This window comes from Ferroacidibacillus organovorans (genome assembly GCF_001642725.1).
In the GTDB taxonomy this organism is placed as follows: domain Bacteria; phylum Bacillota; class Bacilli; order Alicyclobacillales; family SLC66; genus Ferroacidibacillus; species Ferroacidibacillus organovorans.
In genome coordinates this window covers 37,218-51,523 of sequence record NZ_LSUQ01000008.1, presented here as the reverse complement: position 1 = coordinate 51,523, position 14,306 = coordinate 37,218, and the positions used below count along the sequence as shown (strand labels likewise).

General features: G+C 46.4%; 15 protein-coding genes, 2 pseudogenes and 1 riboswitch. Of the genes and pseudogenes, 9 read left to right on the top strand and 8 right to left on the bottom strand.

Going from position 1 to position 14,306, the window contains the following annotated elements; genetic code table 11:
• Positions 1–371 precede the first annotated feature (371 nt).
• Positions 372–1,421, top strand: a complete 1,050-nt coding sequence (locus tag AYW79_RS04455) for a gluzincin family metallopeptidase (protein ID WP_156481898.1) — start codon at positions 372–374, stop codon at positions 1,419–1,421.
• Between the two features lie 167 nt (positions 1,422–1,588).
• Here AYW79_RS04455 and AYW79_RS16360 read toward each other — a convergent pair whose 3' ends face one another.
• Positions 1,589–1,936, bottom strand: coding sequence for a C40 family peptidase (locus AYW79_RS16360; RefSeq protein ID WP_082806773.1), 348 nt, complete (start codon positions 1,934–1,936; stop codon positions 1,589–1,591).
• Between the two features lie 406 nt (positions 1,937–2,342).
• On the opposite strand from AYW79_RS16360, the gene AYW79_RS15150 reads away from it, so the two are divergent.
• From AYW79_RS15150 to AYW79_RS04435, 5 genes and pseudogenes are all read left to right on the top strand, one after another.
• A complete protein-coding gene (locus tag AYW79_RS15150) occupies positions 2,343–2,768 on the top strand; it encodes a Fur family transcriptional regulator (protein WP_082806774.1) in 426 nt (141 codons plus the stop codon).
• Entirely contained in the window at positions 2,756–3,625 is an 870-nt protein-coding gene (locus AYW79_RS04450) for a hypothetical protein (protein WP_067562171.1), read from the top strand. Before AYW79_RS15150 ends, AYW79_RS04450 begins: the two co-directional genes overlap by 13 nt.
• 156 nt (positions 3,626–3,781) lie before the next feature.
• Positions 3,782–4,242: pseudogene (locus AYW79_RS04445) on the top strand (Tn3 family transposase); the annotation flags it as partial.
• Between the two features lie 312 nt (positions 4,243–4,554).
• Complete coding sequence (locus AYW79_RS04440) at positions 4,555–4,959, top strand: NAD(P)/FAD-dependent oxidoreductase (protein ID WP_067562165.1); 405 nt, start codon at positions 4,555–4,557, stop codon at positions 4,957–4,959.
• A 647-nt stretch (positions 4,960–5,606) separates the two neighbouring features.
• Positions 5,607–6,038, top strand: a pseudogene (locus tag AYW79_RS04435) (IS1595 family transposase); the annotation flags it as partial.
• 1,057 nt (positions 6,039–7,095) lie between these two features.
• Here the strand turns inward: AYW79_RS04435 and AYW79_RS04425 are convergent.
• The 6 genes from AYW79_RS04425 to AYW79_RS04400 form a co-directional block, all read right to left on the bottom strand.
• The gene (locus tag AYW79_RS04425; protein WP_067562157.1) at positions 7,096–7,284 is read right to left on the bottom strand and encodes a hypothetical protein; all 189 of its coding nucleotides are present in this window, start codon (positions 7,282–7,284) and stop codon (positions 7,096–7,098) included.
• A gap of 289 nt (positions 7,285–7,573) precedes the next feature.
• On the bottom strand, positions 7,574–8,302 hold the full coding sequence (locus AYW79_RS04420) for a C40 family peptidase (RefSeq protein WP_067562154.1): 729 nt from the start codon (positions 8,300–8,302) through the stop codon (positions 7,574–7,576).
• A 1-nt stretch (position 8,303) separates the two neighbouring features.
• Positions 8,304–8,437: riboswitch (cyclic di-AMP (ydaO/yuaA leader) on the bottom strand.
• A gap of 353 nt (positions 8,438–8,790) precedes the next feature.
• Positions 8,791–9,534: a hypothetical protein gene (locus AYW79_RS04415; RefSeq protein ID WP_067562151.1), complete on the bottom strand. Its 744-nt coding sequence runs from the start codon at positions 9,532–9,534 to the stop codon at positions 8,791–8,793.
• Positions 9,534–10,085: a TlpA family protein disulfide reductase gene (locus AYW79_RS04410; protein WP_067953270.1), complete on the bottom strand. Its 552-nt coding sequence runs from the start codon at positions 10,083–10,085 to the stop codon at positions 9,534–9,536. Before AYW79_RS04410 ends, AYW79_RS04415 begins: the two co-directional genes overlap by 1 nt.
• A 12-nt stretch (positions 10,086–10,097) precedes the next feature.
• Entirely contained in the window at positions 10,098–10,790 is a 693-nt protein-coding gene (locus tag AYW79_RS04405; protein ID WP_439097678.1) for a cytochrome c biogenesis CcdA family protein, read from the bottom strand.
• 34 nt (positions 10,791–10,824) lie between these two features.
• Positions 10,825–11,361: a TlpA family protein disulfide reductase gene (locus AYW79_RS04400; RefSeq protein ID WP_067562146.1), complete on the bottom strand. Its 537-nt coding sequence runs from the start codon at positions 11,359–11,361 to the stop codon at positions 10,825–10,827.
• Positions 11,362–11,577: 216 nt separating this feature from the next.
• Between AYW79_RS04400 and lgt the strand changes: the two genes are divergently transcribed.
• Both lgt and AYW79_RS04390 read left to right on the top strand, forming a co-directional pair.
• Positions 11,578–12,372, top strand: coding sequence for a prolipoprotein diacylglyceryl transferase (lgt, locus tag AYW79_RS04395; protein ID WP_067562143.1), 795 nt, complete (start codon positions 11,578–11,580; stop codon positions 12,370–12,372).
• Between the two features lie 42 nt (positions 12,373–12,414).
• Positions 12,415–12,654: a hypothetical protein gene (locus AYW79_RS04390; RefSeq protein WP_067562140.1), complete on the top strand. Its 240-nt coding sequence runs from the start codon at positions 12,415–12,417 to the stop codon at positions 12,652–12,654.
• Between the two features lie 160 nt (positions 12,655–12,814).
• On the opposite strand, the gene AYW79_RS04385 is transcribed toward AYW79_RS04390, so the two are convergent.
• Positions 12,815–13,615 carry a COG4705 family protein gene (locus AYW79_RS04385; RefSeq protein WP_067562138.1) on the bottom strand — a complete coding sequence of 267 codons (801 nt, stop codon included), beginning with the start codon at positions 13,613–13,615 and terminating at the stop codon, positions 12,815–12,817.
• Positions 13,616–13,851: 236 nt separating this feature from the next.
• On the opposite strand from AYW79_RS04385, the gene AYW79_RS04380 reads away from it, so the two are divergent.
• Positions 13,852–14,274: a Fur family transcriptional regulator gene (locus tag AYW79_RS04380; protein WP_082806775.1), complete on the top strand. Its 423-nt coding sequence runs from the start codon at positions 13,852–13,854 to the stop codon at positions 14,272–14,274.
• Positions 14,275–14,306: the final 32 nt, after the last annotated feature.

The following is a 14,306-nucleotide window of genomic DNA, read 5'->3' as shown; positions in this document are numbered from 1 at the left end:
GCCAGGATTCGTTCGAGTTGGCATTCGGGGCGCCGCCGTCGTTAGAACTCACTGTTCAACTGAAAACAATGACATGCGTTAGTGATCAAAGAGATTAAGAACCGATGTCACGGATTCAGGGTAACTTCAACAGGCACCAGTTAATGGAGGGGACGGTTTTTTACCACCGCGTAGCGGTTTAGTCCAAAAACCATTATCCACTATGGGGAGAACGTGCAGTTCAACTTTGGCAGGGAATTCCAGGGATAGTCCGCACAATAGTATTTTTCATTATTTATTTAGTGATATCGGAGACTTCAAACCATGCACTGCAAAAGTTGACCATATTTATCCCGCGCCAATTACCTGCCTCAATTGGGCGCAGTCGATTGTTGGGCGCCTTGATTGGTTCGGTTGTTGGGGCGGTTCGCGCAGTTGTTTTCGGTGGACTGGTGTTCCTGGTGTTACAACTTGTTTCCATTACTCCGTTGGCCGATATTGTCGAAAAATCCGCTCCCTACCGAATGTTGCAAACCCATGTCTATACACCGTTGAAGAATTGGGTGGCATTGAGTTTATCGAAGCAACCGCAGTTACATAAACAACTGAACAAAGTCGCGGAGCAATGGACACAATTAGGGAAATTCATGGATCCCAATATAACACGTCTGTATAACATCAATCAACTGCCTAATGTAAATCAAGGAAGGACCGTGCATCTTCCAAACGGGGTAAGTATTGCGGCTGGAGACGATCAGGTATCAGAAAGAGAATTGAAACTGGGGGCGAGTATTTTAACACAAGTGTCAGTCTCTATTCTTAAGGAAAATTTAGGCGTTACTCCACAGAATACGAATATTGCCCTGTTTTCTTCAAAGCAAAGTTACGCGGCTGCCTTAGCAATGGCGGGTGTGGGTTCTCAAGACATATTGAGCATGGCTGCAAAAACGGGCGGAATTACAGCTGGTTCTGATATATGGATTAACTGGGCCGCTCTACAGAGCAACTCAGATTTAGCCAATATTTTTACACACGAAGTAACACATGCTGTGTTCAATCAAGAAGGAATAAGCGATTCAGTCCCAACATGGGTGAATGAGGGGACTGCTTGGTTTGATGGTATGGATGCACAAAGGAAGGTCAGTTCAGTGGAGGCTGATCAGATTATACATGCAAATAATGAACAACTGCGGCGGGCTGCACAAAGTGGGCAATTGCTTCCACTCTCCGCCTCGGAAAGGGACATCCTCAATGCATCTTATAATGTGGAATGGGAAGATTACCGCGCTGTTCATGAACTCGTCCAGAGGTACGGGCTAACTAAATATCGGGAATTTATAGAAGGGGCAAAGAATGGGACGGAGAAGAGCTTTCTATCTAATTTTGGAATATCAATGCAGACCTATACGAAGAACTTTGAAGCAGAAATATCACAACGGTAAGTATGATGCCGTGCATGAGGGGCTCTACTGCTGTTCAGATAAGTCTATCCATCTTAGTGGTGAAGATTTATTCAATTGAAGGGAACCACCGGTTTTCCCTCGCCATGGCCTGTCTTCGCACCGACTAACGTCGATATTCGGCCGGCATGAGCCTTATAATAACACCGTTACACAGAATCCGTGATTCGCTTGGCACCAACAAAATAGACCCTCCAGTATGGATTGCTAACGTCCGTAACGCTTACAGCTCTGCCACCAGAATGGACAAAATGGACGTTTCCGATGTAAATGCCGACATGTGATGCGCCAGGTCCGTTCGCATCAAAGAATATCAGAACGCCGGGCAACAAGACGCCACTCCAGGAATAAGGTACGCCTTGAAACTGAGTAGCGTATCTTGCATTGCTATCTCCAAGAACAGCATCAGAAAGACCACTGCTCAAGGATTCGCTGCGCCCGCTTAACGTGGTTGATCGGGTAGTGGTCGTCGAACTACGTGATGTAATCCAACCCATAATTAATCGTTGCCCAATATGGGGTACCGCCAACAAAATAACGCAAAACCCACGCTAAGACAATTTATGGAGTTTGGAAGTTGTCTTTTGAACTCTAAGCATCTTGCTGATGGTGCGAAATATGAAGAAAACGCGGTCATATGTATACCTTCGTATATTCATTCGCATCTATGTGATAGCCGATATTGCACTATCGCACCCGTAAATGCAACAAGGACCCCGCAACGGATACTCCCTCGTTTCGCCAGTAAGTACTCCTCGATGCTACGCTGATAAGACGTGAAATCTTGCGTCTTAACCCGATCACCGGAAATATTGAAAATCATTTTCTATATTGACGACATCAATATTTCCGCTTATATTGTTATAGAAAATTACTTTCTATAAATGAACAAGGTGTGGTCTTATGGATAAATTGCAAATTAAAGAGCTATTAAACGGTCAGAAATTTCGTTTAACTAGCGAACGCGAGAGCCTTTTGGACGTGTTTGCTTCATCATCTTCGATGTTGACCCCAAGTCAGCTATATGAATTGGCGGATAAACACGATATAAATATTGGCCTAACAACAGTTTACAGATTGCTCGAAGTGCTTACCAAGGTGGGTGTCGCGACACCATTTCTTGTAGACGGAACGATTTTTTATGCCTATTGCGGGTGTGAACATCATCATCATTTCGTTTGTCTGTCCTGCCACAGGGTAATGGATATTCAAGGTAGCTGTCCCTCGTTTGATGTGCCTGACAACTTCCGTGTAAGCAGTCATCGTTCCGACTTGTATGGAACGTGTTCTGACTGCCAGACTGCAAACGATGCGGGGTGCACTCATTGAACTTTTGGTACGATCCCCACCACATTACGTGGTTAATTGATTTAGTTACGGTTTTTCTCATGGGTATTGTTCACGGTATTACGCCGGATGAGCACACCTGGCCCATTACATTCAGCTACTCCATTGGAAGTTACAGTACGCGTGGTGGAATGCGAGCCGGTTTGTTTTTCTCACTTGCCTTCACGTTGCAGCGGGCTATCGCATCCGAATTAGCGTACTTCGCTTTAGCTGGGTTTCTCATGCGACAAGGTGTTGAGCAGATTGTGTACGTCATTGTCGGCGTTGTCATGCTGCTGTCAGGGTACTTCATACTTTATAGAAATAAAACGCTGCATCTGTTTCCGTGGTTAGAACGGCTGACGCCGTCGCTTCCAACTGATAAAGAAGTGGTGCCCGTAAAACTAGCATTGATTCATGGATTTATCGCAGGATGGGGAACAGGTGCGTTCGCAACCATCATATACACCGTAATTTCGCCTCGTATGCCAAGTGCATGGGTGGCATTCTTACCTGGACTACTATATGGACTTGGCACTTTATTGATGCAGATTGTGATTGGGGCCGTGTTTGGGCGATGGATTGAGAGTAGGAAGCTGGGGGACAAAGCCAAAGCGTTTATAGGACGATTCGTTGCCGGGAACACGCTGCTCATTGGAGGTATATTGTTTGCTGCAGCAGGGGCTATTGAATTGTTAGATCCGAAACTGGCAGACTGGGCTCTTCCGACAGGGTTGCACATCTACAACCTTGATTCAATCAACGTTGCCTTATTATTAATTATTTTGGTTGTAGGTGGTGCCGGTGGTTACTCAATCTGGCGAGCCATGAGACAAGTTAGTAAAGTATCAGACCTGTAGTGTTTCTTTGAGAAGACATATCCTTGATGGTATGTCTTTTCTTACTTGAAAGGGACGCCAGCAATTATGGGACATCGTTGTGTCCTCCGGTTTCTTACTGAACTCATGTCCGTTTGCTCCACAAGAAGAGCAGCGAACACACCGCATAATCATGAGGAACTCGGTTCATACTCGCGGCAAAACAGTTTAGCTACTGCACTTCGTGAGATGGGCGGATCGAAAAGACGATTTTCATTTTGGATTACGTTTCAAGCGAATCCATGAGACGAAGAATTCACCGAGGGCTAAATAAAGGTGAGGCGATGAATGCATTGGCCAGAGCCATCTTCTTCGGGAAGCATGGGGAACTACGTGAGAGAGCCCTACAGGATCAGCTCCAACGCGCGAGCGCATTAAATATCTTGATTAATGCGATTAGCGTCTGGAATACCCTCTATTTGACTAAGGCCACAGAATTCCAAACGAAGAAAGGGGTACTTCACGAAGAACTGCTAAATCACATTTCCCCATTAGGATGGGAGCACATCAATTTTCTTGGAGAGTACACTTTCAATACAAATCCACCGACTACCGAGAATGCGTTGAGACCGCTTAGAACCCGAGAGAAAGATGCTTAGAGTAGAAAAACCGTATGTTTTATTCCATAAATTGTCTTAGCGTGGGTTTTGCGTCATTTTGTTAGCGGTGCCCCTATCATGCCAACGATTCGAGACGGCATGTTGAAGGGCGGTAATCGATAGCCAAGTTGTGCCGGTGACACGCCCACACTGAACGGGATTTTGAACAACTCACGGAATGACAGAGCTCATGTTCCCTTAGTAATCAGCCTCATCCTACCGTGTGAGTCACAGCCATATAAGAGTCGGATATAATGAACGGAGAGTCCAGACATTTGAACGATTCAGATCAAGGAGGTGTGTTGTATAAATGTGCAAAGTAAAAATCTTGCCGTCTGCAATTTTTGTAAAGGCGCTGAATCCGAAGGTCTTGAAGCTGCAAGAGAGTTGGATAAGGCAATCGCAGGTATGTCTGTCCCGTTCCCGATGAGAGTGGGGTATTCTGGTTGCCCCAACGCATGTGGAGAATCATTGTCTAAGGACATCGGTATTGTAAAAATAAAAGACACATTCAATGTATATGTCGGTGGTGAGACGAAAACATTGAATGCCTCGTCAGGGAAATTAATAATGGAAAAAGTCACTAGCGATTTGTTACCAGGCGTTGTGAATCAAATCGTTAAGGTTTATCAGAAGAACGGAAGGAAGCGGGAGCGGTTTTCCCACTTTTTGAAACGCTTTGGGTTGGATGCTCTACGAAATGAATTGGCAATATGAAAATCAACTACACTGGGGGATGTCACATCCCCGGTGAGCCACTAAGTTTTGATTATTCGCACCTTAGTTCTGGCGGTCATTGCAGAAACGGATTCGACAGCCGTATTGCGGATATATAGTGTAGTCAGACCGAATTTTTACTGACGTGTGGCGTAATGCATTGGGACTTGCCAGGTAGGCAAGCTAAACCAATTACCTTGTTGCCAATTTGGCAGCCAATTGCAATCGCCACCAAAATACGGGGATGTATCTCCCGGCTGAGGTCTTATCATAATCGACAAATGTGAAGAAAGTATGCGCTTGAATCAAAGTTCGCGCGAGCTATACAACTTTGGAGATTTTGCTGAGGACGGACGCATCGGCACCATATTTGCACATTGCGTCACAGTCGCATCTAAGATCGGAAAAGACGATGTAGGACAGCATTTCGAGTGTTTGTTGGAATGACGGACGCAGAAGTTGAGCCTTGATTTCTTTCTCACGTTTATCAGGAGCGACCAGAAATAACTGAAATTTCACAGTGTCCAAAGATAGGGACAAATCATGTAAACGTAATATTCCCGAACGTGGCTATTCCGTTAGCTCAGCTTGGTAGTGTTGCGAACGTACGTTTGGTATAATGGTCTTATCTTCCATGGAAACGAGAGATGACCATGAAGCAGTCATATTTAACACTTCGCACATTCCAACAGAAGTTCAAATCGGATGATGAGTGCCGTCAGCACCTTTTTTCAATACGCTTTCCTAACGGATTTCGCTGTCCGAGTTGCGGACACGATAAGTATTATTTGATTTCAGAACGAGTCTTGTTTCAATGTACGGCATGTCGTCATCAATCATCGCTCATAGCTGGAACCATTCTACACAAAACTCGCACACCACTGCGCATTTGGTTCTGGGCGCTATTTCTCGTGGCGCACGACAAGCGTGGTATATCTGCGCTGGCGCTTGCACGAGAATTGGATGTGAGCTACAAAACAGCGTGGCTCATGTTACACAAAATCCGCTACGCTATGGGTTCACGAGATGAACAGTACGTGTTGTCTGGCATCGTCGAGATGGATGAAACCTACTTTGGTGGTCCTGGTATGGTGGCCCGTAAAACTGGACAACACCTGATAGGAGGACAGTTGAGTTGCGCTAAGCCTATGAAAAAACAGTATACACTCAAATTCAAACCCTTGTTGTTCAGGAAATACTAAATGAAAAGAAAACCATGGCACAGATTGCTTCGCAGTACGGTGTCCATCCCCGTGCAGTTGAGCCAATGGCAGAAGGTTGCCTCGGAGAACTTCATCAGACTATTTGTGGACGGGCACAAGGCACCAAGGAACAAAAGGTACAGGAGCAAAAAGTCGAACGAATTGCCAAGGTTGGGAAGCTAGCCGCTCAGCTCGAGTGGCTCAAAAATTTGGTATCGACCCGGAGCGGCGTCGAACGCCTTGCATGGTAGAGCATGGAATCGAAAGATCGCACTGACGACGCAGACCTAACTCCTTCTCTTAATCGCTCAAGCTTTTATCACAAGCCGGCTTAGCTGTCTGCTGGTGGGGTGAGCCTGAAGCAATATCGATTAAGTGTACACGGCGCATCCTGGCCACGGCAGTCGCAGAGCCGCACATCAACTTCGCCATAAGGGATGGGATATCAACCGTAAACGTTTGCAGAGTTGCATGGGGGGGAATGCGGAAAGGGATTGATGTGGCGAGAAAGCTAGATGAGACCATTGCTAAGAAACCTCTCCCAATTTCCGCTGAGAGTGGGGTATTCAGGTTGTCCAAACGCCTGTGGGAAGTCTCTGGCCAAAGATATTAGTGTAGTGAGAAATCAAAAACAAATTTAATTTATGTCGGCGGTGAAAGGACAACATTGATGGCCACGACAGGAGAGTTGTTGTTCGGCGGTTCTGGAGGAATCGTTGCCTGGTGTCGTTAAACCAACTGTCAAGGTTTATCACAAGCAAAAGAAAAGGGAGCACTCTTCACATTTTTTCCGGTGCTATACCGTCAATACCCTACGAGAAGAGTGTGCCCCTAACCCAAGGATAGAGGCTAACATACGGAGGAACGAGGCCGCCTTTTTAGTGGCTACCTCGTTTTTCGCATACGACAGTTTTACGATGGCCCTCGTACCCGGTTACTTTGTCGAATTTGTTTGATTACCCATATCCATTGTGCCATTGGTCATATTCATCGTCCCATTGCTCATGTCCATGTTACCCATGCCACCGCCCGAATTGCCGGTATCGCCACCGCCCGATCCACATCCTGCAAGGGCAAAAACAATCAGCGTTCCGGCAATCGCTACGCGTTTCTTTCCGTTCATGTGAAATCACTCCTCACAATGTTCCTGTTTGGGTGTTTGAAGGGGGTTCATGTTTTTTCTGCCTAGCTACGATTCGAATGCATCTTGAAAAAATCTGACATAAGGAGAAACCTACCAGTCGAGTTCTAGTATAAACGGCCATTATGAAAAAAATATGAAGTCGAAGCCGTATGGCTCAATGATTGTGATTACACAGATGAACAGACTAAGGGGGACCTTCGAGGTCCCCTGAGTAAAAAGGTCAGCATGGTGCCGACCCACATTGATATCGAAGTGTAGTGCGGCATAGTTACACAGAGTTGGTAACCCGTTTGGCACCAATGTAATGTGCTCTCCAGTAGGAATTGTTCATACTTGCAATTTGTACGTGACTACCGCCTGAGTGAATAAACTGGCCATTCCCGACATAAATGCCTACATGGGACGCTCCAGGTCCGTTTGTGTCATAGAAAACTAAATCGCCTGGCGACAAATCATTGAGGGAGACAGACTGACCTTGTTGGAATTGACTGTAACTGGTTCGCTCCAGTTGAACACCGGAATGACCAAACGTGAATTGGACTAGCCCTGAACAGTCAAACCCGCTCGGTGACTCGCCACCCCACGAATAAGGCACTCCCTGAAACTGAGTTGCGTACCTCGCAATGGTTTCCCCGAGAACTGCACTGGAAAGATTGCTGTTGATGGATTCACTGCGGCTGCTCAGTGTGGTCGACGAATTCGTGCGGGATTTGGCGGAGGTATTCCACCCCACAATCAGGCGCTGACCAATATGTAGGATTTGAGTGGAGCGAATACGGTTCCACTGTGTCAAATTACGGACCGTTGTATGATGTTCCCTTGCAAGACCATACAATGTGTTACCACGTTGTACAGTCACGTATTGCGGTGTAGAACGGTTATTGACGGCTGCGGCATAGGTAGTCTGGTTACTTTGCTTGGTGTGTGCGAATGCCATAGATGGAAGTGACACAGTAAACATTGCGGCTACGACAGCCGATACTACTGCTTTGCGCATGGATAAGCCCCTTTGTATCCTACGAGGTTAGTTGTCGGGCTCGGGATGTGGCTTATCGCTCCCTACTACCATCAGGTAGATTCGCCCCTATAAATACGTCCCCCGTCTCTAGATAGAGTTCGGATTTTCATTTGATACAGATTCGTGTGGTGAGAGAAAATTTCCTCCCTTCTATGTCGAATTATGATATATTATGCAACAAACTTTTGAAGAAAATATGAAGATCCTGTCGACATGCGCCGTATGCATCGCTGAGGAGCCAAGTTCAACCAGACAAAAAATCGATAGAGTTGGATTAGCAGGGTACAAAGTGATGGAAATCAGAAATGAGACAAACAAGAAGTTGGTAACACGAAGGTCAAATCACATTCTGAAAGTGCTATTCAGTGGGCGAGAGTACGTGGAAATGGTTTGGAAAGCTCAAGAATGAGAGACAGATTAGAGCAGTCTCCCATTCTTGATTGGCAACGTACCGATGTGTGGTAAACTTACTTCTCATCAGATTTCGTGTCCAATTTCGAAACTCCTTCAATACCATCGTTCGTCGATGCCCGATTAAGGTCAATTGTTTGGACGCTTCCGGATGCTACAAAATCCTGTCTTGCTTCGGCGTAAACTGCAATCAGCAGGATGATGACGAATATCCATTGTGGCGTCGTAAAAAGGAACATCCGGTTAATATGTGGGACGTAGGCTGAAGTCAACAGTAGTACGAGGCTATATGCACCCCAAATCCATTGGGGTCGATCCGACCACTTAACTCGCCTTGTTCGAACAAACCAAATCAAAACGGCAGACCAGATGATCCGAAAGATATCTTCCATTCGAAACGGGTTCAGGTCCGTGTACGCCTGATATGCGAAAAACAACAGGCTTCCAAAACAGATGGCTTCCGCCAGTACGGCCAAGCAGTGTGGATCAAGATGTTTTGCACGCCAAAATGAAAACAAGGCATAGAGCACCGAGGCAGCTAGTCCAACTAGCCATCCACTGGATGAGGCACCACTGAGCAAAGACAAGAGATCTGCTTGCAGATTGGCGCTCGGATGTAGGATAAGGCCCGAAAACCGACTGAACAAAATGTACAAGAGTACAATAGTGAAGATTTTATCTCGCACAAACTGGTTCTCCGGGTTCTTTGGCACAAGGTATCGGAGATACAGGGATGCCGCGATGCCACCCAGAATCAAGGCTATCCACAGTGATGGAATTCTTTGCAAGATGGATAACATTATTTTGAAATCGCCTCCAAATCAGCGTTTAATGTGCCAGGGGAAAGAGCACCAACGACTTTATCTTCAATCAGCCCCGACTTGTTCACAAAAAATGAAGTGGGAAATGCAATAATCTGATATTTCTGTGCTACAGCACCTGTGGTGTCTAGTGGAACTTGCCATGTCATTCCGAACTCTTGCGTAAAGGCTTCGATGGCTGGCATGCTGTCCTCTGATGTCACGTTGACACTGAGAAACACGACTTTGTTGCCATACTTTTTGTAGGCCTGCTCAATGTCGGGTGCTTCCAGCCTGCAATACGTACACCAGGAAGTCCAGAAGTTGATAAAAATCGGTTTTCCGGTGAGGTTTGCAGAGGAAATCGTTTTGTCTGAACCTAAGACTGGCAAGGTAAACGGGGGCATGCGATATCCAATCTGCGGTGCGGCTGTCAATGTTCCCGTGGACGCAGCGGTCATGCTCCGATTTCCACCTGCCCAGGCTGTGAAAAAAATTGAGCCCAATACGACTACACTAATGAGTGACCATTTAAATCGTTTATTCACCATGCATTTGGCCTCCTAGAATCCGGTAAACCCACCATAGAGGCGGATGAGCAAGATCGTGATGCGGGATAACATGTTGGTCAAAAGCAGAACACCCATGACAATCATGATATAACCGCCAATTTTGGACAGCAGTGCCCCATACTTGGTCAATTTTCGTACAGAACCCAACGATGCTCCGAGAATGAGAAATGGTATGGCAAAACCGACGATGTACGCCATAATGAGCGAGACTCCATAGGCGCTTTGGCTTGCGCTGAGTACGAGCACAGCACCCAGAATTGGACCAATGCAAGGCGACCATCCGGCGGCGAAACTTATGCCAACAAGAACGGATCCGAAGTATCCCGTTTTCTTACCCTTATATTCCCACCTTTTCTCCATCATCAGCCATTTGGGTGTTAATAGGCCACTGAGTGCCAATCCCATGATGATAACAACCACACCACCGACGATCCGGATGACGTTTCGGTAGCCAACAAACACCTGTCCGACTAAGGTGGCGGATAGACCCAGAGCAAAGAAGATGATCGAGAAGCCAAGGATGAAGAACAGGGTGTGCGTGACCGCTTTCATACGATGGTTCAAGGTATGTGTTTCGGTCGGACTGAATGTGACCCCTGAGATATACGAGATGTATGATGGATAAAGTGGCAGACAGCAGGGAGACAGAAAAGACAACACACCTGCAATAAACGAAAGTAACAAGGTTGGATGTGTTCCGAGCAGCGTAAGCCCTCCTCTAAGGGTTCTTCATACCCGCCTCTTTGGCGTATTGAACCATCTGCGCTTCTGTCAGTGGGCCGATAATATGTTTGACAATCCGGCCGTTTGATGAAATCAAGAACGTTTCAGGTTGACCTGTCACCCCGTAAGGAGGGGACCAATGATCGGTCGAACTTAATAGCACCGTCATCTCTGACGGGATGTGGTATTTGCTCACATAGTTTCGAACCAAAACGCTATCGTCGCCCCGGTCAATTAGGACGACATGTATCCGTTTGCCATACTGTTTGGCAAAGGCAATCAGGTCTGGCGTCTCCTGAATGCAAGGTGGACACCATGGCGTGAAAAAGTTTAGAAAGACCGGGTCGCCTTGTAGGTTTTTCAGTTCGAAGCTTTGCCCGGTTACTGTAACGGCCTTTATGTCTGGCGTAATGTCACCAATCTTAGCGGGTGTTACATATTTTCCATACTGCCATAGATAGTATCCTAAAATTCCGGCCACGATTGCAGCAACGCTAAAAATAATGATATTGCGACGAGGAACCTTGTGCATTTTAACGAACTCCCGTATGTGGATGGCATGTGAAAATTAGCATGGATACCCGCACGAATAGCGTTCCCTTTACGGTACAAATAGGATGACAAGTGCGTCAAATGTCATCAAATTTTCATAATACATAACCGGGGTATCGTACCGTGCTACGTCTATGATAAGCTTAATGCGGATGAATGGCAAGCCTACGGCCTAGGGGAAAGTGAGGGATATTGATTGCATCAGTATTGGTTCTGGATAGGGAACTTTCCTGTGCGAGCGTACAGCACGATTTTTGCAGCGGCATTTTTGTTTGGACTTGGGGCGGCCGTGTATTTTGCAAAGGCTGATAAGAAGCCGGAGTATGTTCCTCACTTGTGGAATTTGGCACCTTGGTTACTGATTGGAGGTTTGGTTGGTTCCCGGTTCTGGCAGGTTTTCTTCTTTGACTGGCAGTACTACTCGAAACACCTGGGTCAAATCATCGCCATTTGGCATGGAGGGCTGTCTATTCAAGGTGGTGTTGCGGGTGCATTAGTCGTTGGTATCTGGTATATTCGCCGACACAAACTATCCTTTTGGACAATGGCAGATATCGTCGCTCCAGCCCTTTTGCTCGCGCAAAGCATCGGACGTGACGCCAATTTGATGAATGGAGACGCATTCGGTAGCCCAACGCATCTTGGCTATGGCTTGTTGTACCCCAAATCAACACTCGCGTATCAGACCTATGGCAACCAACCTCTCTGGCCTGCAGAGGTGTGGGAGGGACAAGCCGATATCATATTGTTTGCCCTGATGTTGGTACTGAAGCAACGCAGGTGGCCGAAAGGGTTCCTGTTTATGTTTTATCTGGTCGGTTATAATTTTGTCCGGTTTTTGTTGGAAATGCTGAGAGGGGACTCTCCTAGATTTTTATTTCACTGGGATGCGGCGCAGTGGACCTCAATGCCAGTTGTGATTGCAGGTGTGGTGATTACCATTCTACTCTTCGTATTTGATCGCAAAAAACCGATAACATCAGACACTTGAAACCCCACGGCCGCGTTACATTACGACGACAGGATGGGTGTGATGTTGAGTAACCTCCTTCGAATCGCCAAACGGTATCGACAGGCGGCGTGGCGAATCCCGGGTTACATGCTTGGCACAATCGCCGGGTACTGGATGATAACGCATTACCGCGACTCGTTCTTCGTTTATATGACCACCTTGTCAGTTGTAAGTCTGACGGCGAACTGGATCGTAAGTCGGCTACTGCGTATGCATCAGGGCACGCGCGTGGATAGTACGGACAACAAAGGGGCTGGGTGACTTATGCTGCGGGTTGCGTTTTGAAGGACAAAAAAGAATTCGCAGTCCAAATGACATGTGAATTAACACATGATTTCACGAAGTATCAAAACAGACACAAAGAAATAGCGTGCCAATCAGTTGATTTGGCACGCTATTTTGTCGAGTGGTATCGAGTACACTATCTTTCGAACCCCAACCTGGCTGTTTCGCGTTGGACATCCCTACGAGTGACGGTCAAATAACCAACGAAGATAATGATAAGTGCTGTCAACACCATAGCCACGATCCCATCGCCGTATCCGAGGCCCGTAATACTCTTTGGCTTCCCGAACCAATCAGCAAACGAAGCCCCAAGTGGACGGGTCATGATATAAGCGAACCAGAAGGCGAAAATCGAATTGAACCTGAACAGTGAATATCCTAGTGCAGGAAGCAGGAACAGCACCGCAAACAGAATGCCTGATGCGAAGAAGCCAAGATGCAATGTCATAGCCGTCATATCACTGATAGCAGTTCCCAACGCAAAGGTTGCGAGCACCGCCGACCAATAAAACACCTCACGTCGTCGAGTGTTGATACTGTGGATAGAAAGCGTCTTCTCCACCTTGTACCAAATCGTAAACGCCACGATCATGAATATGGCAAAGACGATGGTCGAGATTAAATATGATACTCCCAAGACAACGTGGGTCACATCAGCAACCATCGTGCCGAAAATTGCAACCATGACGACAAATAACCAATAGATCCACGCCACGTACTTGCGAATGGTAAACTGTAGAACGAACGCGATAACAAAACCAAGGAAGCCAAGAATGACCGCCATATATGGATTGATGTGATAAACCAGATAATCCGATGTCGATTCACCCATAGCGGTCGTCAGCAACTTCACAATCCAGAAGTATATTGTTACTTCTGGAACCTTGGTTAATGGACGTATGCCTCGGATTCGGTTGACGGAATAGGATTGATTCATAGATGTTTTGGTCCCCCTACATGAACGCACTTGATAAATCACCTTTATAGCCTATCACATCTTCATGGTGGAAAATCGTTGAGAAGTATCGTGAACGTTCTCCTCGATCTAGCTGTTTAAGTCGAAATATTATAGTATCCCACTTACATCATAATCAAACTGTCGCAGGTTTTATTGACAAGACGAGATAGCAAACCGTACAATCCATTATTGAAAATGATTTTCAATAAGAAGGCATGATGATAACGAATATTCGATCATTGTTGCATGAGCAAAACTATCGCCTCACTCAAGAGCGCAAAGCACTGCTCGGTTTATTTTCACATGCGAACAAAGCACGAACGCCGATTCAGCTTCACCAAGCAGCGTTGGGCGCAGGAGTAGGGATTGGCCTAACCACAGTATATCGGATGCTCGAAGTCTTGACTAAAATTGGGTTGGTCTCGCCGTTCTTGCTTGATGGTGCGGTGTACTACACCTACTGCACGCACTCGCATCATCATCATTTTATCTGTCTTGACTGCCACCGGGTAAATGACCTTTTTGATTGTCAGCAGGAACTTAGCACTCCGGATGGCTGTGTGGTCGAGTACCACAAACTTGATTTGTTCGGTACATGTGCGACGTTTACCAGAGAGAGGTTCGGTGAGTTCAATTGATAAACTTGTGGAATCCCTAACATGTATCCCTC

Coding starts and splice junctions, on each gene's coding strand:
- AYW79_RS04380 (WP_082806775.1), top strand. CDS start 13,852: ATGATGATAACGAATATTCGATCATTGTTGCATGAGCAAAACTATCGC.
- AYW79_RS04385 (WP_067562138.1), bottom strand. CDS start 13,615: ATGAATCAATCCTATTCCGTCAACCGAATCCGAGGCATACGTCCATTA.
- AYW79_RS04410 (WP_067953270.1), bottom strand. CDS start 10,085: ATGGTGAATAAACGATTTAAATGGTCACTCATTAGTGTAGTCGTATTG.
- AYW79_RS04400 (WP_067562146.1), bottom strand. CDS start 11,361: ATGCACAAGGTTCCTCGTCGCAATATCATTATTTTTAGCGTTGCTGCA.
- AYW79_RS04390 (WP_067562140.1), top strand. CDS start 12,415: ATGTTGAGTAACCTCCTTCGAATCGCCAAACGGTATCGACAGGCGGCG.
- AYW79_RS04420 (WP_067562154.1), bottom strand. CDS start 8,302: ATGCGCAAAGCAGTAGTATCGGCTGTCGTAGCCGCAATGTTTACTGTG.
- AYW79_RS04415 (WP_067562151.1), bottom strand. CDS start 9,534: ATGTTATCCATCTTGCAAAGAATTCCATCACTGTGGATAGCCTTGATT.
- AYW79_RS16360 (WP_082806773.1), bottom strand. CDS start 1,936: ATGGGTTGGATTACATCACGTAGTTCGACGACCACTACCCGATCAACC.
- AYW79_RS04425 (WP_067562157.1), bottom strand. CDS start 7,284: ATGAACGGAAAGAAACGCGTAGCGATTGCCGGAACGCTGATTGTTTTT.
- AYW79_RS15150 (WP_082806774.1), top strand. CDS start 2,343: ATGGATAAATTGCAAATTAAAGAGCTATTAAACGGTCAGAAATTTCGT.